Annotated in this window: 15 protein-coding genes and 1 pseudogene; 9 read left to right on the top strand and 7 right to left on the bottom strand. The window is 73.8% G+C overall.

Translation table 11 applies throughout. The features are described from left to right. Positions 1 to 67 precede the first annotated feature (67 nt). Both FHX75_RS04160 and FHX75_RS04155 read left to right on the top strand, forming a co-directional pair. Positions 68 to 400, top strand: a complete 333-nt coding sequence (locus FHX75_RS04160) for an STAS domain-containing protein (protein WP_154936737.1) — start codon at positions 68 to 70, stop codon at positions 398 to 400. A 27-nt stretch (positions 401 to 427) separates the two neighbouring features. Then, on the top strand, positions 428 to 826 hold the full coding sequence (locus tag FHX75_RS04155) for an ATP-binding protein (RefSeq protein WP_154936736.1): 399 nt from the start codon (positions 428 to 430) through the stop codon (positions 824 to 826). A gap of 7 nt (positions 827 to 833) precedes the next feature. On the opposite strand, the gene FHX75_RS04150 is transcribed toward FHX75_RS04155, so the two are convergent. After that, positions 834 to 2,390, bottom strand: coding sequence for a PP2C family protein-serine/threonine phosphatase (locus tag FHX75_RS04150; RefSeq protein WP_154936735.1), 1,557 nt, complete (start codon positions 2,388 to 2,390; stop codon positions 834 to 836). A 206-nt stretch (positions 2,391 to 2,596) separates the two neighbouring features. Here FHX75_RS04150 and FHX75_RS04145 point away from each other — a divergent pair, with 206 nt between their 5' ends. After that, positions 2,597 to 3,355, top strand: coding sequence for a class I SAM-dependent methyltransferase (locus FHX75_RS04145; protein WP_154936734.1), 759 nt, complete (start codon positions 2,597 to 2,599; stop codon positions 3,353 to 3,355). Positions 3,356 to 3,382: 27 nt separating this feature from the next. Here the strand turns inward: FHX75_RS04145 and FHX75_RS04140 are convergent. Further along, positions 3,383 to 3,850: pseudogene (locus tag FHX75_RS04140) on the bottom strand (VWA-like domain-containing protein); the annotation flags it as partial. A gap of 159 nt (positions 3,851 to 4,009) precedes the next feature. On the opposite strand from FHX75_RS04140, the gene FHX75_RS04135 reads away from it, so the two are divergent. After that, positions 4,010 to 6,667, top strand: coding sequence for a glycoside hydrolase family 3 N-terminal domain-containing protein (locus tag FHX75_RS04135; RefSeq protein ID WP_246157621.1), 2,658 nt, complete (start codon positions 4,010 to 4,012; stop codon positions 6,665 to 6,667). Between the two features lie 116 nt (positions 6,668 to 6,783). Here FHX75_RS04135 and FHX75_RS04130 read toward each other — a convergent pair whose 3' ends face one another. The 5 genes from FHX75_RS04130 to iolC form a co-directional block, all read right to left on the bottom strand. Next, positions 6,784 to 8,073, bottom strand: a complete 1,290-nt coding sequence (locus FHX75_RS04130; protein ID WP_246157618.1) for an FUSC family protein — start codon at positions 8,071 to 8,073, stop codon at positions 6,784 to 6,786. A gap of 140 nt (positions 8,074 to 8,213) precedes the next feature. Then, entirely contained in the window at positions 8,214 to 10,070 is a 1,857-nt protein-coding gene (gene iolD, locus FHX75_RS04125) for a 3D-(3,5/4)-trihydroxycyclohexane-1,2-dione acylhydrolase (decyclizing) (protein WP_154936731.1), read from the bottom strand. Beyond that, entirely contained in the window at positions 10,070 to 10,972 is a 903-nt protein-coding gene (gene iolB / locus FHX75_RS04120; protein ID WP_154936730.1) for a 5-deoxy-glucuronate isomerase, read from the bottom strand. The genes iolD and iolB overlap by 1 nt, the downstream gene beginning before the upstream one ends. Next, positions 10,969 to 11,856, bottom strand: a complete 888-nt coding sequence (locus FHX75_RS04115; protein ID WP_088961981.1) for a Cgl0159 family (beta/alpha)8-fold protein — start codon at positions 11,854 to 11,856, stop codon at positions 10,969 to 10,971. The genes iolB and FHX75_RS04115 overlap by 4 nt, the downstream gene beginning before the upstream one ends. Then, positions 11,853 to 12,836 carry a 5-dehydro-2-deoxygluconokinase gene (iolC, locus tag FHX75_RS04110; protein WP_154936729.1) on the bottom strand — a complete coding sequence of 328 codons (984 nt, stop codon included), beginning with the start codon at positions 12,834 to 12,836 and terminating at the stop codon, positions 11,853 to 11,855. Before iolC ends, FHX75_RS04115 begins: the two co-directional genes overlap by 4 nt. Before the next feature lie 184 nt (positions 12,837 to 13,020). Here iolC and FHX75_RS04105 point away from each other — a divergent pair, with 184 nt between their 5' ends. The 5 genes from FHX75_RS04105 (at position 13,021) to FHX75_RS04085 (ending at position 18,239) form a co-directional block, all read left to right on the top strand. Beyond that, positions 13,021 to 13,758: a GntR family transcriptional regulator gene (locus tag FHX75_RS04105; protein WP_154936728.1), complete on the top strand. Its 738-nt coding sequence runs from the start codon at positions 13,021 to 13,023 to the stop codon at positions 13,756 to 13,758. A 150-nt stretch (positions 13,759 to 13,908) separates the two neighbouring features. Further along, positions 13,909 to 15,306, top strand: a complete 1,398-nt coding sequence (locus FHX75_RS04100; protein ID WP_154936727.1) for an extracellular solute-binding protein — start codon at positions 13,909 to 13,911, stop codon at positions 15,304 to 15,306. Continuing rightward, positions 15,281 to 16,228 carry a carbohydrate ABC transporter permease gene (locus tag FHX75_RS04095; protein WP_211364318.1) on the top strand — a complete coding sequence of 316 codons (948 nt, stop codon included), beginning with the start codon at positions 15,281 to 15,283 and terminating at the stop codon, positions 16,226 to 16,228. The genes FHX75_RS04100 and FHX75_RS04095 overlap by 26 nt, the downstream gene beginning before the upstream one ends. Next, positions 16,225 to 17,103, top strand: a complete 879-nt coding sequence (locus tag FHX75_RS04090) for a carbohydrate ABC transporter permease (RefSeq protein WP_211364317.1) — start codon at positions 16,225 to 16,227, stop codon at positions 17,101 to 17,103. Before FHX75_RS04095 ends, FHX75_RS04090 begins: the two co-directional genes overlap by 4 nt. Then, positions 17,103 to 18,239, top strand: a complete 1,137-nt coding sequence (locus FHX75_RS04085) for an ABC transporter ATP-binding protein (RefSeq protein ID WP_154936726.1) — start codon at positions 17,103 to 17,105, stop codon at positions 18,237 to 18,239. Before FHX75_RS04090 ends, FHX75_RS04085 begins: the two co-directional genes overlap by 1 nt.

The following is an 18,239-nucleotide window of genomic DNA, read 5'->3' as shown; positions in this document are numbered from 1 at the left end:
GCCGGCGAGGTGGCATCATGTGCGCGAACCGGCCGACTGCTCCGCGCGGGGAAGGATGAGCTGCCCTATGGCGCGCTTCGAGGCGACGACGTCCACCGAACCCGGGCGGGCGGTGGTGCGGCTCGCCGGTGAGTGCGATCTCGCCGCCCGGGAGGAGCTCACGGCCGCGCTGCTGGGCGCCGTGGCCGGTGCCCAGGTCGTGCTGGTCGACGCGGGGGCGCTCGACTTCCTCGACTCCACCGGCATCCACGGCCTGGTCACCGCCCACCACGCGGCCCGCGCGGCCGGCGGCCGGCTGTACGTGGTCAACGCCCGCGGGCACGTCGCGAACGTCCTGGCGATCACCGGCGTCGCCGACCTGCTGCGACCGCCCACCGACGACGGTGTGGACCCGCGGTGACGGCCCGCCGGCCGGTGGAGGACGACGATGTCTGACCGTCCCGCCACCCCGTCCTCCGCCGTCGCCACAATGCCGTACGCGCACGCCGACGACCTGGCGCACGTCCGCGAGTTCGTCTGTTCCCGGGCCCTGGCCCGGGGGTTGCCGGCCGCCCGGGTGGAGCTGCTCGCGCTGGCGGTCAGCGAACTGGCGACCAACACGTTGCAGCACACCCACGGGGGCGGCCTGGTGCGGGTGTGGGCCGAGGCGGGCCAGCTCGTCTGTGACGTCGTCGATCAGGGCGGACCGCGCACGGTGGCCCGCGAGATGCCCACCGCCGAGGCGATCCGTGGTCGGGGGCTGGCGATCGTCGCCCGGATCTGCGACGAGATCGCCGTCGAGCCGACCCCGGCCGGGACGGTGGTGCGGCTCCGGTTCCGCCTCTGAGGACGGGTCAGCGCAGTACGCGCACGGCCAGGGTGCAGATGTCGTCCTCCGGGCTGGGCTGGTGCAGCACCTCGCGCAGCCGCGGCAGGGTCTGTGCGTCGGGGTCACGGGAGAGGTCGGACAGTGTCCGCATCACCGGGCCGAGCAGGTCGACCGTGTCGCCGACCCGGCGTTCCACCAGCCCGTCGGTGTAGAAGAGCAGCAGGTCGTCGCCGCGCAGCCGTGGGGTGACGACCGGGTAGGTCGAGTCGGCGTCGGCGCCCAGCAGCATGCCCGCGGGCCGGTCGAGTTCGGCGGTCGTCCCGCCGCGCGCCAGCAACGGGGGCAGGTGGCCCGCCTGCGCCCAGGACAGCGACCGGGTCGCCGGGTCGTAGACGGCGACCACCGCGGTCGCGGTGATCTTCAGCTGACCACAGAGCCGGTTCATGTGCCCGAGCAGCGCCCCGGGGTCCCGGATGCCGATCGAGAGCCAGGCGACCAGCGCGAACCGCAGGTGCGCCATCCCGCTGGCCGCCTCCAGGCCGTGCCCGGCGACGTCGCCGACGGCGAGCGCGACCAGCCCGTCGGGCAACGTCTGCGCGTGGTACCAGTCACCGCCGACCTGCACGGCGCTCTCCGCCGGCAGGTAGCCGACCAGCACCTCGAGGCCGGCCAACGGGACCGGCTCACGGGGCACCGGCTGGATCAGGTTCTGCAACTGCCGGGCCAGGCGGTGCTCCGCCAGCGCCGTCAGCTCCCGGGTGTGCAGCTGGTCGCTGAGCCGCTCGATGGCGGTACGCGAGTCCACCCGGGCCGTCACGTCCTGCACCACGGCGTAGATCTTCACCGGCGCGCCGTCGGCGTCCCGGGCGACGTCGGAGAGGATGCGCAGGTACTTCACCGACGAGCCCGCCCGGAAGCGCACCGTCACGTCCGACGCCGCACCGCTGTCCAACGTCTGCCAGGCGGCCTCCCGCAACCCGTGGTCGTCGGGGACGATCGCCGCGGACTGCTCGGCCCGCGACAGCGGTCCCAGCGAAGGATCACGCTCGAAGATCCGGTACATGCCGGGCGACCACTCGCTGAGCCCGGTGATCAGGTCGTACTCCGCCCAGCCGAGGCTGCCCAGCAGCTCGGTACGCTCCATCCGACGCTGGTGCTCGTCGAGCCGCTCCCACCACACCAGCAGGCCGCCCAGCACCCGCTGCACGCTGATGTCGAACAGCGAGTCGGCGACCACACCGGCCTGCTTGCCCTCGTACCGGAAGTCCGGCACCCGGGCCGGCACGCCGCTGGCCAGCACCTGGTGGTACGTCTGCCACAGCACGCCGCCGACCATGCCGGGATAGAGCGCGCTGAGCAGCCCGCCCACCCGCCCGGCCCCCCGGCCGTAGACGTCGCGACCCTGTTCGCTGGTGGCGGCCACGCGGAAGTCGACGACCTCACCGTCCTGGGTCACCGGCAGCAGCCAGCTGCACCCGGACGGCATCGCCGCCAGCACCTGCCGCACCGCCGCCACGATCGGGTCGTCCACCGACCACGTCACCACCTCGGCATGCCCGGCCCGCACGCCCTCGTCCGCCATGCGAGCAGCGTAACGATCCCTTCCCGGGGACAGCGGTCCCGGCGACCCTTGGCCGGCGCGGGTCGCGGCAGGTCGTCCCGGCCCCACGGCGATCCGCCTGAGCGGTGTGCATCCCGCTATTTGCTGCCCGCTGCAATTGCCAGTCTTTGGCAACAAGTTCGCCTCAGCTCTCGACAGCCCCTCTCTCGGTAACTAACGTCTGGGTCATGACTCCTTACCAACTTGACGTGCGGGCATGGCAGGAGAGCTGGGACCGGCAGCAGGAGGCGTACCTGCCGGACCGGGAACACCGCTTCGCCGCGCTGCTCGACGCCGCCGACGCCGTCGCCGGCGATGGACCGCTGCGACTGCTGGATCTCGCCGGCGGCACCGGCTCGATCAGCCTGCGCGCCCTCGCCCGCCACCCGGACGCGCAGGTCACCCTGGTCGACCTCGACCCGGTCCTGCTCACGATCGCCGAGGCCTCCCTGGCCGGCCGCGCCACCGTCGTCACCGCCGACCTCAACCATCCCGACTGGACGGCCGCGCTCCCCCACCACGGGTACGACGCGGTGCTCACCGCCACCGCCCTGCACTGGCTCGACGGCCCCCGCCTGGCCACCCTGTACGGCGAGATCCGCGCCGCGCTGCGCCCCGGCGGCGTGTTCGTCAACGCCGACCACATGCCCGACGACGCCCTGCCCACGCTGACCGCCCGGCTGGCCGACCGCGCCCGGCAGCGGCGGACGGCCCGCCATGCCGCCGGGGCGGCCCAGTCGTGGAGCGGGTGGTGGGAGCAGGCCGCCGAGGATCCGGCCCTCGGGCCACTGGTGGAGAAGCGGCGACAGGTCTACCCGACCGGGCACAGTCCGGAGTGGAACCCGCCGGTGGACTGGCACCTGGCGGCGTTGCGCGCCGCCGGCTTCAGCGAGGTCGGCGTGCTCTGGCGCAACGGCGCGGACGCCGCCGTGGCCGCCCTGGCCTGACCGGCCGCTTTTGGGGCCCGGGCCACCTCACCTGGCACCGATGACGACCACCCGCGCCCAGTCCGGCGGCGAGTCCGGCACGTAGTCGGGATTCTCCTCGTCCACCGGCCGGGCGCGGGGAAACAACCCCACCACCGTCCGGCACGACGGCCGCGAGGTCGGCCAGGGCGTCTGACCGTCGGTCAGCACCACGACGACGTCCGGTCGGGGCCGGCTCCGCAGGGCCCGGGCGAAACCCGTCCGCAGGTCCGTTCCCCCGCCGCCCACCAGCGGGATGTCCTCGGCGCGGCACAGCGGATGCACGACCCGGGCCGCCGCGTCGCAGGGCAGCACGCTGACCAGGTCCCGCCGCCCGCCCACGGCCCGGGAGATCGCGGCGACCTCCAGCAGCGCGCTGCCCAGTTCGGCGTCACTGACCGACCCCGACGTGTCGATCACCACGCAGACCCGAGGGGGCGTGCGCCGCAGGCTCGGCAGGATGGCGCCGGGCGCGCCACCGTCACCCTGTCCGGCGTCGCCGCCCGCATCCGGCCGACTTTTATTGCGCCGTAATATTGACGTGCCCTGATGGGATTGGGAAGGATTCCTTACCGGGACGAGGGCGGTCCCGCACCGAGAGGGTGCGGGCGGCCGACTCCCGTAGGGAGGCACCACATGAGTTCATGCTGGCGCAGCCGCGTCGCACTCGTCGGAACCGTCGCCCTGGCCGCATCGCTGCTGCCGGCGTCGTCCGCTTCGGCCGCGAGCACCCAGACCGTCACCGTCGCCGCGGACCGGTCGGTCCAGACCGTCGGCGAGGGTGGCCGGGCGGAGGTCACCGTCGCGGTGACCACGTCGGACGGACGCCCGTTGGCGGCCCCGACGACCGTCCGCTACACCACGGGCAGCGGCACTGCCACCGCCGGTGCCGACTACGCCCCCGTCGCCGGCGCACTGACCTTTCCGGCCGGCAGCCGGCCCGGCACCGCCCGGCCGATCACCGTCACCGTCCACGGCGACCGGACCGCCGAGACGGCCGAGACCATCCCACTGACGCTCGCCACGGGCTCCACCGGCGCCACCGTCGGCGGTCAGCCGGTCCTGGTGGTCAACGCGCACGGCCTGCCGTACCTCGACCGGAGGCTGCCGGTCGACCGGCGCGTCGCCGACCTGCTCGGCCGGATGACGGTCGAGGAGAAGATCGGCCAGATGACCCAGGCCGAGCGGGCCGCCGTCGCCGCCGATCCCACGCTGGTCGCGCAGTGGCGGCTCGGTTCCGTGCTCTCCGGCGGCGGCTCGACGCCCGCCACCAACACCCCCGCCGCCTGGGTCGACATGGTCAACGAGTTCCAGGCCCAGGCGCTGAGCACCCGACTGCAGATCCCGATGATCTACGGCATCGACGCCGTGCACGGGCACGGCAACGTGCACGGAGCCACCGTCTTCCCGCACAACGTCGGCCTCGGGGCCACCCGCGACCCCGCCCTGGTGGAGCGGATCGGCCACGCCACCGCAACCGAGGTGCGGGCGACCGGCATCCCGTGGAACTTCGCTCCGTGCGTGTGCGTCTCCCGCGACGAGCGGTGGGGGCGCAGCTACGAGAGCGTCGGCGAGGACCCCGCGCTGGTCATCCCGATGGAAACCGTCATCGACGGCCTGCAGGGGCGCCGCGCCGGCCAGCTCGACGACGCCGACCGGGTGCTGGCCACCGCCAAGCACTACGCCGGCGACGGCGACACCGACTACGACGAGGCCACCGCGGCCGCCAACGAGGGCAAGCCGTGGTGGGAGCAGCGGTACCCCATCGACCAGGGCGTGACCGTGACCGACCGCGCCCACTTCGCCCGGACCGACCTCTCGCCCTACGGTCCCGCCCTCTGGCGACACGACGTCGGCAGCGTGATGCCCTCCTTCTCCAGCGTGGACTGGACCGAGGACGGCCTCGGCAACCCGACCAAGATGCACGCCAACCGGGAGCTGATCACCGACGTCCTGAAGGGCCGGATGGGCTTCGACGGGTTCCTGATCTCCGACTGGGAGGGCATCCACCAGATTCCCGACCCGGCCGAGCCGACCAACACCGGCCTGACCGCGTACAAGGTCCGGGTCGGCGTGAATGCCGGCACCGACATGTTCATGGAACCGAACACCGCCCCGCAGTTCGAAGAGCTGCTCCTGGCCGAGGTGACCGCCGGCCGGGTCAGCACGGCCCGCCTCGACGACGCCGTGCGGCGCATCCTGCGCAAGAAGTTCGAGCTCGGGCTCTTCGAGCAGCCGTACGCCTCGGCGGCGAACGTCGACCAGGTCGGCAGCGCGAAGCACCGGGCGATCGGTCGGGACGCGGTGGCGAAGTCACAGGTGCTGCTGAAGAACGCCGGGCGGGCGCTGCCGCTGCGCCGCGACGCCAACCTGTACGTCGCCGGTCGCAACGCCGACGACATCGGCAACCAGGCCGGCGGCTGGACGATCACCTGGCAGGGCCAGTCGGGCGACCTCATCCCCGGCACCACGATCCTGGAGGGCATCCGGCAGGTGGCGCCGCAGGCCCGGGTCACCTACAGCGCGGACGCCTCCGCGCCCACCGCCGGCGCCGACGTGGGCGTGGTGGTGGTCGGCGAGACGCCGTACGCCGAGGGGTACGGCGACGTCGGCGGCCCGGAGTGCGGCTGGTGCTCGACGCCCCAGCAGGAGGAGAAGTCGCTGCGCCTGCAGCCCGCCGACCAGGCCGTGATCGACAAGGTCTGCGCCGAGATCGAGACGTGCGTCGTCCTCGTGGTCTCCGGACGGCCGCAGATCGTGACGGACCAGCTCGGCAAGATCGACGCCCTGGTGGCGTCGTGGCTGCCCGGCAGCGAGGGTGCCGGTGTCGCCGACGTCCTCTTCGGCCGGCGGCCCTTCACCGGCCGCCTCCCGGTGACGTGGCCGCGCAGCGAGGCCCAGGTGCCGATCAACGTCGGCGACCGGGACTACCAGCCGCTGTACCCGTTCGGCTGGGGACTGCGCACCGACCACGGCCGGTCGGGGCTGGCGGCCGTGGCCGACCAGCGGCCGGAGCTGCGCGCGGCACTGGCGCCGGGCAACTGGAACGCCGACGGCTCACTGCGCAACGCGCCGGAGGTGCTGCGGCCGCTCGGCCGGCAGCTCGGCACGGGTCAGGGCTCCGCCGCGCGGAACGACGCGATCCTCGCGGTGGCCCGCGAGGCCGCCCAGTCCGCGGTCGTCCGGGGAAGTGCGCCGGCGGACTGGGCGACGCTGATCGCCGAGGCCGACCGCGCCCAGCTCGCCGACGATCCGGTCCGGGCGTTCACGCTGTTGGCCCGCGTCGCCACCTGACCGGGCGACCGCGCCGGTGACCGGCGCGACCCCGGGTGCCGCCCCACGCGGCACCCGGGGTTCCCGGGCGGCGCGGGTGCCCGGACGTGCAGCCCCGCCGGGGACGGCGCAGCGCTTCAGCGCGCGGGCGGGTACGACGCGGCTGCCCGCCCCTCGGGGCGGGCCCGCCTGGCCAGCCGCGCCCGGCGCCGGGTGCCGGTGATCCTGGTACGCCGCGGCCGGCGCACCTCCCGGTGCAGCGGCGGACGGATCTCGGCCGCCCCGGCCAGCGCCGCCTGGCGCACCATCCGGTTGGCGTCCTCCGGATCGCACCCCGTGCCCCGCAGCAGGTCGCTGGCGGCGGTACGAAGATCGGTGACGAGGGCGTCCCCGTACGACCGCACGCCCTCCGCCCAGGCCCGGCCGGCGAGGTGGGCGCTTTCCCGGACCAGCTGCCGGGTCCGCTCGGGCTCCTGATCGGCCCGGCTCTCCCGGCGCAGCTCCGCCACGCCGTCACCCAACCGACGAACCGCCCGGGGCAGGCACACCGGGACGGGTTCGCCGTACTGGAGGGCGGTCGCGCTCCAGCGGGCCAACGCCCGGCTCATGAGGATCAGGCGCTCCAGGTGTTCGGCGCTCCGGGCGTAGCGGTGGAACCGCGCCCGACGGTGCCAGCGGGCCGGCGCCAGCGTCACCACCTCCTCTGCCCCGCTGAGCGACTCGTTCAGCCGCCCGATGTCCGCGTCCAGCCCCCGCAGCCGGTCCAGCGCCCGGATCGCGGCGTCGGCGTCCCGACGGGACAGGGCGTCCGCCACCGCGTGCAGCTGCTCGGTGACGGCGGCGAAGAGCGGCGCGGCCGCCCGGTCCAGCACCCGCAGCGGATTGATCGGCAGCAGCAGCGCCACCACCAGCAGGCCGACCGCACCGCCGACCAGCGCGTCGAAGACGCGGGGCAGCTCCAGGCCCCGTTCCATCGGGGCGAGCGTCGCGATCAGGACGGCGGTACCGCCGGCCTGCCCGACCAGGGCCCCGCCCCGGCCGGCCACCAGCAACGCGCTGGCGATCGCCAGCGCGACCACCGCCCCGGTCTGCCAGGGGCCGGAGCCGAGCAGGAACCGCAGCCCGTCACCGATCATGATGCCGATCCCGACCCCGGCCAGCAGTTCGAAGGTACGGCGGGCCCGCTGCCCGATGGCGGTGGCGATGGTGCCGACCGCCGCGGCCGGGGCGAAGACGTGCGCACCGGGGCCGAGCAGGTTCTGGGCGATCAGGGCCGCCAGCGCCGCGGCCAGTCCGGCCTGCACCGCGATCACGACGGTCACCTCGAGCTGGCGCAGCCGCACCCGGCCGCCCGCGCCGCCGCGCCGGCGGGCCTCGGCCACCGACCGGACGGTCCGCTCGGCGACCGCGTCGAGCGCTGAGCGCACGGGACCGTCGCCCGGACGACGATGGGCCATGGCGGCGTTTACCCGGCAGGCACCCGTCCAACCTCCCACCACAGCAGGCGCCCGTGACGAGGGCGGGGCGTCCCGATCGGGTCGGTGTGGGCGATGTCGCCGCTCGGGGTTCAGGCCCCGGGATCACCGCTCAGGCGGGTACGGCGGGCCTTGGACCCGGCCTCGTACGCGGCCCGGGCGGCCCGCGTACGCGCGGTGGTCGAGACGGCGGCGACCGGCACGTCCCACCAGGCGCCGCCGTCCGGACCGGCCTCGAACGGGTCGGTCTCGACGTGGACGACCGTGGTGCGCTCCGCCGCCCGGGCGGTGGTCAGCGCGGCCCGCAGCTGCGCCGTGGTGGTCACCCGGATCAGGTCCGCGCCGAGGCTCGCCGCGTTCGCGCCCAGGTCGACCGGGAGCCGGCCGCCGGCCCGGTCGCGGTAGGCGGTGCCGAGCCGCTGCGCGCCGACGCTCTCCGAGAGCCGGCCGATCGAGGCGAACCCCTGGTTGTCCACCAGCACGACGACCAGCTTCACCCCTTCCGCCACCGCGGTGGCCAGCTCGCTGGGCAGCATGAGGTAGGAGCCGTCACCGATGAGCACGAAGACCTCGCGGTCCGGCGCGGCCAGCCGGACCCCGATCCCGCCGGGGATCTCGTAGCCCATGCAGGAGTAGCCGTACTCGACGTGGTAGCTCTTCGGGTCGGCGCTGCGCCACAGCCGGTGCAGGTCGCCGGGCATGGACCCGGCCGCGCAGACCACCACGTCGCGCGGCCCGGCGGCGTCGTTGACCGCGCCGATCACGGCGGTCTGGGTGGGCCGCGCCTCGGGGTCGGCGTGCCGGGCCCGGTCCGCCACGGCCGCCCACCGCTCGGTCAGCTCCGCCACCGACGCCCGGTACGCGGGCTCGGTGCCCCAGCCCGCGCACGCCGCGTCCAGCGCCGCCAGGCTCTCCCGGGCGTCGCCGACGACCTGCACGCCGGAGAGCTTCGCGGCGTCGAAGCCGGTGATGTTGACGTTGACGAACCGGGCGTCGTCGCCGAAGAGGGTGCCGGAGGCGGTGGTGAAGTCGCTGTAGCGGGTGCCCACCCCGATCACGAGGTCCGCGCCCGCCGCGATCTCGTTGGCGGCGGTGGTGCCGGTGACGCCGACCGCGCCGAGCGCGAGCGGGTGACCGTACGGCAGGGCACCGGTGCCGGCCTGCGTCTCGGCGACCGGCACCCCGTGCTCCTCGGCGAATCGGCGCAGCGCCTCGCACGCCCCGCTGTAGATCACCCCGCCGCCGGCCACCACCAGCGGCCGCCGCGCCGCGGTGACGACCCGGGCGGCCCGGGTGACGGCGGACGAGTCCGGGCGGGGACGCGGCACGTGCCAGACCCGTTCGGCGAACAGCTCCGCCGGCCAGTCGTACGCCTCCGCCTGCACGTCCTGCGGCAGCGCGAGGGTGACCGCGCCGGTCTCCACCGGATCGGTCAACACCCGCATCGCGGCCAGCAGCGCCGCCGGCAACTGTTCCGGCCGGTTGATCCGGTCCCAGTAGCGGGAGACCGGCCGCAGCGCGTCGGTGACGCTGACCTCGTAGGACCGGGGATCCTCCAGCTCCTGCAGCACCGGGTTGGCGACTCGGGTGGCGAAGATGTCGCCGGGCAGCAGCAGCACCGGCAGCCGGTTGACGGTGGCCCCGGCGGCGCCGGTGACCAGGTTCGTCGCGCCCGGACCGATCGAGGTGGTGCAGGCCAGGGTGCTGAGCCGGTCGGTCATCCGGGCGTACGCGGCGGCGGTGTGCACCATGCCCTGCTCGGTGCGGCACAGGTGGTACGGCAGCTCCGCGCCCGCCGGCCCGGCCAGCGCCTCCCCGATCCCGGCGACGTTGCCGTGGCCGAAGATGCCGAAGCAGGCCGGGATCAGCCGCCGCCGCGCCCCGTCGCGTTCGGACCACTGCCGGGCCAGGAACGTCACCAGCGCCTGCGCCACCGTCAGTCTGGGCATCACGCCTCCCGCGTCGTCGGGCCGGTCAGCGGCAACCGCGGGTCGACCGGCTGGTCCGCCCAGCTGCCGCGGACCCAGTGGTGCCGGGGGTCGTCCACACAGGCCATGCTCCGCTCCGGGCCGGGCCCGGCCAGCACGTTGAGGTAGTAGAGGTGGTAGCCGGGCGCGGCCATCGACGGCCCGTGGTAGCCGTACGGGACGAGCACCACGTCCCCGCCGCGCACCTCGGCCAGCACCTCGATCGGCCGTCGGGCGGTGCCGTAGACGCGCTGGTAGCCGACCGGTCCCCCGGGGTCGCCGGGCGCGCCGCCGGCCACCTCGAAGTAGTAGATCTCCTCCAGCTCCGCCTCGACCCGGCCGTCGTCGTGGGTCCGGTTCTCCTCGTGCTTGTGCGGCGGGTAGGACGACCAGTTGCCGCCCGGAGTGAGCACCTCCACGGCGACCAGCCGGTCGCAGTCGAACGCCTCCGGGGAGCAGAAGTTGTTGACCTGGCGGCTGGCCGGGCCCGCGCCGCGCAGCTCGACCGGCACGTCCCGGGCGGCGCCGTAGCGGGGCGACAGCCGGCGGGTGGCGCGTGCCGACGGCAGGGCGAACCGGCCCTCGCCCCGCACCGTCACCGTGGCGTCGCGCGGCAGGTACGCGAAGTCGGTGACCGCCGCGAAGACCGAGGCGCGGCCCGCCAGGTCGAGACTCAGCCCGTCGCAGTGCACCGTCGCCGCGCCGGCCAGCGGCAGGACCAGCATCTCCTCGTCGCCGGTGTCGAAGGTGACCGTGCCACCGGGAGGCAGGGTGAGCACCCGCAGGCCGGCGTAGCGCCAGCCGGCCCGCTCGGGGGTGACCTCCAGCGCCCAGGGCGACCGGGTGGTCGTGCCCCAGGGCAGGTGCGCCTCGACGGCGCTCACGCCTGCTGCCCGGTGGGGAGCAGCGATCCGGCCAGGTCCACGGCGGCGGCCACGTCGTCGTCCGGCGGGTAGAGCAACGCCCGGCCGACCACCAGGCCGCGCACCCCGGGCAGCCGCAACGCCCGTGCCCACCGCGCGTACACCACGTCCGGCGCCTCCACCGGGTCACCGCCGAGCAGCAGGACCGGCAGGGTGGTCGCGGCGATCACCCGTTCCATCTCGTCGATCGCCGGCAGCTTCAACCAGGTGTACGCGGAGGTGGCGCCGAGGGCCTGGCCGACGCTGACGCCCTTGATGACCGCCTCGGGGCGCAGGTCGGCGTGCACCCGGCCGTCGGTGCGCGCCACCCAGAGCGGCTCGACGAGGGCCACCGTCCGGTGGGCCGCGAGGGCGGTGACCGCCCGGGCGCAGGCCTGCAGGGTGGGGGCGGTGCCCGGGTCGTCCGGGTCGATGCGGCAGAGCATCTTGCCGCCGTCGTAGCGCATCGCGGCGATGCTGTCGGCGTCGTACGCGGTGAACCGGTCGTCGAGTTCGAAGGTGGCGCCGGAGAGCCCGCCGCGGTTCATCGAGCCGATGGCCAGGCGATCCTCCAGCGCGCCGAGCAGCAGCAGGTCCTCCAGGACGTCCGGGGTGCCGAGCACGCCGTCGACGCCCGGTCGGGACAGCGCCAGGCGCAACCGGTCGAGCAGGTCGGCGCGCCCGGCCATCGCCATCGGTCGGTCCCGCACGCCGAGGGCGCCGCGGGCGGGGTGGTCGGCGGCGATGATGAACAGCGGCCGGCCGTGGTCGGGCCACGGTCGGCGGGTCCGGCGGGCGGCGGCCTCGGCGATTGCCTGTGGCCGGTGGGCGCGGGTGAGGGTCAGCGCGTCGTACTCGGTGCTCACCGGTCTTCTCCTCCCCCGGCGGCGGTCGACGACGCCGGTTCCGACTGGACGGCACGGGCCAGCGCCGCGGTCTCGGCGTGATCGGGCATGGCTGCGGAGCAGGCCAGGCGGGAGGCGACGATGGCGCCGGCGGCGTTGGCGAAGCGCAGCGTCCGCTCCAGCGGCCAGTCGCGCAGCAGGCCCAGACAGAGCGCGCCGCCGAACGCGTCGCCGGCGCCGAGCCCGTTGACCACCGTCACCGGCACCGGCGGCACCCGGACGGTCTCGGTGCGGGTACGGGCCAGCACCCCGGCCGGCCCGAGCTTCACCACCGCCAGGCCGGGCCCGCGGTCGAGCAGCAGCCCGGCGGCCCGCTCGGGGTCGCGGGTGCCGACGGCGATCTCCACCTCGTCGAGGTTGCCGACGGCCACGGTGACCCGCGGCAGCACCTCGGCGACCGCGGCGGTGGCCGCCGCCGGGTCGGACCAGAACATCGGCCGGTAGTCCAGGTCGAGCACCGTGTGCGGGCGCCCGTCGCGGGCGACCAGCGCGGCCGCGTGCGCGTCCCGGCTCGGCTGCTGGCACAGGCCGGTGCCGGTGAGCCAGAAGACCCGGGCCGCGGCGATCGCGTCGGTGTCGAGTTCCTCGGCGCGGATCTGCAGGTCCGGGGCGGTCGGGGTGCGGTAGAACCAGAGCGGGAAGTCGTCCGGCGGGAAGATCTCGCAGAAGGTCACCGGGGTGGGCAGCCCGTCGACCGGGTGGACCTGACTGTCGTCGACGCCGAAGTCGCGCAGCGCCCGGTGCACGTAGTCGCCGAACGCGTCGGCGCCGGTACGGGTGATCACGCCGGCGCGCAGCCCCTGGCGGCTGGCGGCGACGGCCACATTGGTGGGACTGCCGCCGAGGAACTTGCCGAACGTCTCGACCTCGGCCAGCGGCGTGCCGATCTGCAACGGATAGATGTCCACCCCGACCCGGCCGATGGTGAGCACATCGAGCATGCGGCGTCCTTCCCCGGCCGGCGATGCCGTGCCCGCCGGCCCTGCCCCTGATTGGTAACAGCGCTCTACGAGTTCTGTCAATGTGTTGTCATGACATCCGCCCTCTGCGTTCGGTGACCGCTTCGGTACAGTGGCGCCCATCATCGTGCCCCGAGATCCCGCGCGTGCCCAGCGAGGAGGTGCCGTGACCGGCCCCGAGATCGCGGTCGACCGGAGCAGCCCGGTCCCGCTCTACTTCCAGGTCGCGGAGCAGTTCGCCGCGGCCATCCAGCGCGGCGAGCTGGCGCCCGGCGACCGGCTGGACAGCGAGTTGCAGCTCGCCGACCGGCTCGGGTTGTCCCGCCCGACCGTGCGACAGGCGATCCAGCATCTGGTCGACAAGGGACTGATCGTGCGCCGCCGCGGGGTGGGCACCCAGGTGGTGCGCGGCGAGGTGCGCCGGGCGGTGGAGCTGACCAGTCTCCACGACGACCTGCTGCGCGCCGGCCAGCAGCCGTCCACCTCGGTGCTCGAACTGGCCACCGTGGCCTGCCCGGCCGACGTCGCCGCCGCGCTCGGCGTACCGGCCGGCAGCGAGGTGCAGCACCTGCGCCGGCTGCGGTTCTCCGACTCCGAACCCCTCGCGGTGATGGAGAACTGGCTGCCGCCCGACCTGGTCCGGCTCAGCATGGACGCGTTGCAGGCCAAGGGCCTGTACGCGATCCTGCGCGCCGGCGGCATGCGCATCCGCGGCGCCCACCAGCGGATCGGCGCGCGGTCGGCGACCGCCGCCGAGGCGCAGATGCTCGGCGAGCGGCGCGGCGCGCCCCTGCTCACCATGACCCGCACCGCCTACGACGACCAGGGCCGGTACGTGGAACACGGCGCGCACCTCTACCGGGCCAGCCGCTACTCCCTCGAGGTGACCGTCGCCGAGCGGTGACGGTGGATGTTTCGGGCTCATTTCAGTGACAGGTATTTACGTCGTCAGGCTGTCATGACATTGTGGCCGCAAACACCGCCGGCGGCGGACGTGCGGCCGGCGGGCGACCCGCGAGTCTCTTCGAAGTCTCCTTGCGAAGGGAAGCAGCCCATGACATCCAAGCCGAGACGCGCAGCGGGCGTGCTCGCCGCGTTCACCACCCTTGCCCTGGGCCTCACGGCCTGCGGCGACTCGTCCGAGCCCGCTGGCAAGGACGCCAAGAACATCACCCTCACGATCTCCGCCAACTCCATCGTGGGCGGCAAGAACTCCGCCGGCGCGGAGTGGATCGAGAAGTGGGTCATCCCCCGGTTCGTCGAGGCGCAGAAGGCCAAGGGCGTCACCGCCAAGGTGACGTTCGTGCCCAGCGGCGTCGACGACGAGCAGTACAAGACCAAGCTGGCCCTGGACCTGCGCTCCAAGGGCGGCGCCGACGTCATCGCGGTGGACGGCATCTGGGTGGGCGAGTTCGTCCAGGCCGGCTACCTCAAGCCGCTGTCCGAGGTGGCCGGCGACCAGGCCAACTCGTGGGAGGGCTGGTCGCAGATCCCCGAGACCGTGCAGGGCCTCGGCAGCTTCGAGGACAAGCGCTACGGCATCCCGCTCGGCACCGACGGCCGGGTCCTCTACTACAACAAGAAGCTCTTCGCCCAGGCCGGCCTGCCGGCCGACTGGCAACCGAAGAGCTGGCAGGAGATCCTCGACGCCGGCGCCAAGCTCAAGGCGCTGCCTGGGGTGACCCCGATCCAGATCAACGCCGGCACCGCGATGGGCGAGGCGACCTCCATGCAGGGCGCGCTGCCGCTGCTGGTCGGCGCCGGCGGCGAGATCTACAAGGACGGCAAGTGGGCCGGGGCCAGCCAGCCGGTCAAGGACATGCTCGACTTCTACACGAAGATCTACGGCGGCGGCCTGGGCGATCCCAAGCTGCAACAGGAGGCGAAGGGGCGCGACAAGTCCTTCGCGGAGTTCGCCGCCGGCAAGATCGGCATCCTGGCCGAGGGCGACTACTTCTGGCGCAGCGTCATCAACCCGAGCACCGGCATCGCCAAGATGGCCGACCGGAACACCACCGTCGGGTTCGCGATGATCCCCGCCAAGCAGCCCGGCGCGGGCATCCGCGGGCAGGACTTCGTCAGCATGTCCGGCGGCGGCGTACGGGTGCTGAACCCGAACTCCAAGTTCCCGTCCCAGGCCTGGGAGCTGCTGTCGTTCATGCACTCGGCGGAGGCGGTCAAGGCCGAACTCGCCGGCGAGGCACGGATCACCGCGCGGATGGACGTCAACAAGGAGGTCCTCGCGGGCGACCCGATGCTGAGCTTCGTCACCGAGAAGGTGCTGCCGGTCACCGCGTACCGGCCGCCGCTGGCGGTGTACCCGCAGGTGTCGGTGGCGCTGCAGGAGGCGACCGCCGCCGCCGCGTCGGGCCGGAGCGCCGACGAGGCCGCCGGGGCGTACCAGAAGAAGCTGGAAGGGATCGTCGGTGGCGCAGGTAACGTCACCTCCTGACCAGGTGGTGGAGGGGAGGCGCCCGGAGACGGGCGCCTCCCCGGCCCCCGACGCCGCCGGCCTGGGCCGGGCCCGGGCCACCGGGTTCCTCGTGCCCAGCATGGTGCTGATCCTGCTCTTCCTCGTGGTGCCGGCCGCCTGGACGATCTACCTGGGCGTCACCAACTACCGGCTGACCGGCCTCGCCGCCGCCAACCCGGAGCTCGTCGGCCTGGACAACTACACCCGGGCCCTGGGCGACGAAAGGTTCCGCTCCTCGCTGGTGCTGACCCTGCAGTTCGTGCTCGGCTCGGCGGTCATCGGCCAGGCCGGGCTCGGCTTCGCCATCGCCTTCGCCCTGCGCGACCGGCGCGGCCCGCTGCGCCGGGTGGTCGAGGCGTTCGTCCTGCTCTCCTGGATCCTGCCCAGCTCGGTGGTGGCCTTCCTCTGGATCGCCCTGCTCGACCGGGACGGCGGCACCCTGAACACGCTGCTCGGCATCCCGGGCACGGCCTGGCTGCTCGACCACCCGATGCTGTCGATCATCGTGTTCAACACCTGGCGCGGCACCGCGTTCTCGATGATGCTCTACGCCGCCGCCCTGGAGAACGTGCCCCGCTCCCACCTGGAGACCGCCCGGCTGGCCGGCGCGTCCACCTGGCAGCAACTGCGCGACGTGGTCTTCCCCCGCATCCGCGGGCACGTGCTGACCAACCTGCTGCTGATCAGCCTCTGGACGTTCAACGACTTCGCGCCGTTCCTCATCACCGCAGGCGGCCCCGAGCAGCGCTCGGAGATCCTCCCGGTCTACGTCTACAAGGTGGCGCTCTCCGGCGGTGAACTCGGCTTCGGCGCCGCGATCTCGTTCGTCATGCTGCTGATCAACCTGGTCATCGCGCTGGTCTACCTGCGCATGCTGGGCCGGCGGAAGGAGACGGCGTGAGCAGCGCGACCAGCACGGCGCCCGCGCCGACCACCGACCCGAAGGCCGGCACGGAAGCCGTCCGGCACCTGCTCGGCCGGGTCGCCCGCTACACCTTCCTCTGCGCCGTCCTCGGGTTCTTCGCGCTGCCGCTGCTCTGGCTGGCCACCGCCCCGTTCGACGACACTCCGACGATCACCGCCTCGCTGCCGCGGTTCACCCTGGACAACTTCCGGGCGCTGCTCGACAACCCGTACGCGCTCAGCTCGCTGCTCAACTCCGTCTACCTGGCCGGCGGCACCGCGGCGCTGGTGGTGACATTCGGGGCGCTGGCCGCGTACGCGCTGAGCCGGGTCCGGGTGCCCGGCCGAGACGCGCTGCTCTACGGGCTGCTGCTGCTCTCCTCGATCGTCACCGGCACGGCCACCATGGTGCCGCTGTTCGAGTTGGCGTTCCGGCTGAACCTGATCGACTCCCGGCTCGGGGTCATCCTGATCCTCACCGGCGGGCTGCTGCCCGCGGCGATCTTCATCCTCAAGGACTTCATGGACGCCACTCCGACGTCCTACGAGGAGTCCGCCCGGGTCTTCGGCGCCAGCCCGTTGCAGATCATGCGGCACATCGTGGTGCCGCTGGTCCGCCCCGGCCTGGCCACCGTCGGGGTGTGGGCGGTCGCCAACGTCTGGGGCAACTTCCTGGTGCCGTTCCTGCTGCTGCGCGGGCCGGAGAAGGCCCCCGCCGCGGTGATCATGTACACCCTCTACACCGAGGGCGGCCAGGCCGACCTGCGGCTGCTCTCCACGTTCTCGCTGCTCTACTCGCTGCCGGTGGCGCTCATGTTCGTCTTCGTCAGCAGTCGGTACGGATTCCGCTTCCACGGAGGGATCAAGCGCTGATGTCCGCCATCACCATGCGCGACCTGACCAAGGTCTACCCCAACGGGGTGCGGGCCCTGGACGCCCTCGACCTGGAGATCGCCGACGGCGAGTTCTTCGCGCTGCTCGGGCCGTCCGGCTGCGGCAAGACCACCCTGCTGCGCACCATCGCCGGGCTGGAGGTCGCCTCCGGCGGCGACGTGCACATCGGCGACCGCGCCGTGACCAACCTGCCGCCCGGCAAGCGGGACGTGGCGATGGTCTTCCAGGACTACGCGCTCTTCCCGCACATGACCGTGCAGGAGAACATCGCCTACCCGCTGCGGATCAAGAAGATGGACCGTCGCGGCCGCGCGGAGAAGGCGGCGGAGACCGCCGACGAGCTGGGCCTGTCCGCGCTGCTGCAACGCCGCCCGGGGCAACTCTCCGGCGGGCAGCAGCAGCGGGTCGCGCTCGCCCGGGCGATGGCCTGCCACCCGCAGGTGTTCCTCCTCGACGAACCGCTGTCCAACCTCGACGCCCGGCTGCGGCTGGAGGCGCGCACCTTCCTCAAGCGGCTGCAGCGCGAACTGGGCGTCACCACCGTCTTCGTCACCCACGACCAGGCCGAGGCGCTCGCCCTCGCCGACCGGATCGCCGTCATGGAGGGCGGCCGGATCCGGCAGGTCGGCACCCCGACCGAGGTGTTCCGCCGCCCGGCCAACACCTTCGTCGCCGGCTTCATCGGCTCCACCCCGATGAACCTCATCGACGCCGAGGCGCAGGACGGCGAACTGGCCGTCGCCGGCACCCGGCTGCCGATGCCGGAGGACGTCCGGGACCGGGTGAGCGCCGGCGAGAAGCTCGTGTACGGGGTACGCCCGGAGTACCTGGACTACTCCGCCGAACCGGTGCCGGGGGCGCTGAGCGGGCAGGTGGTCGTGGTGGAGAACCTGGGCAGCTTCTCGCTGGTCTCCCTCGACGTGGCCGGCGGGGACGTCGCCGGGGCCGCGGGGACCAGCGTCCAGGTCGTCGTGCCGGAGGGACGCGAGCCCGAACCCGGCGACACCGGCTGGGTGGTGCCCCGGCCCGGCCGGTCACTGCTCTACCGGGACGGGGAGCTGGTGAGGGGGACGGCGGCGGCCGTGCCCGCGGCGCGTACCGGCGCGGAGCGGTGA

It is taken from the genome of Micromonospora palomenae, from assembly GCF_007829925.1.
Lineage (GTDB): Bacteria > Actinomycetota > Actinomycetes > Mycobacteriales > Micromonosporaceae > Micromonospora > Micromonospora purpureochromogenes.
This window is presented reverse-complemented; position numbering and strand designations above follow the sequence as displayed.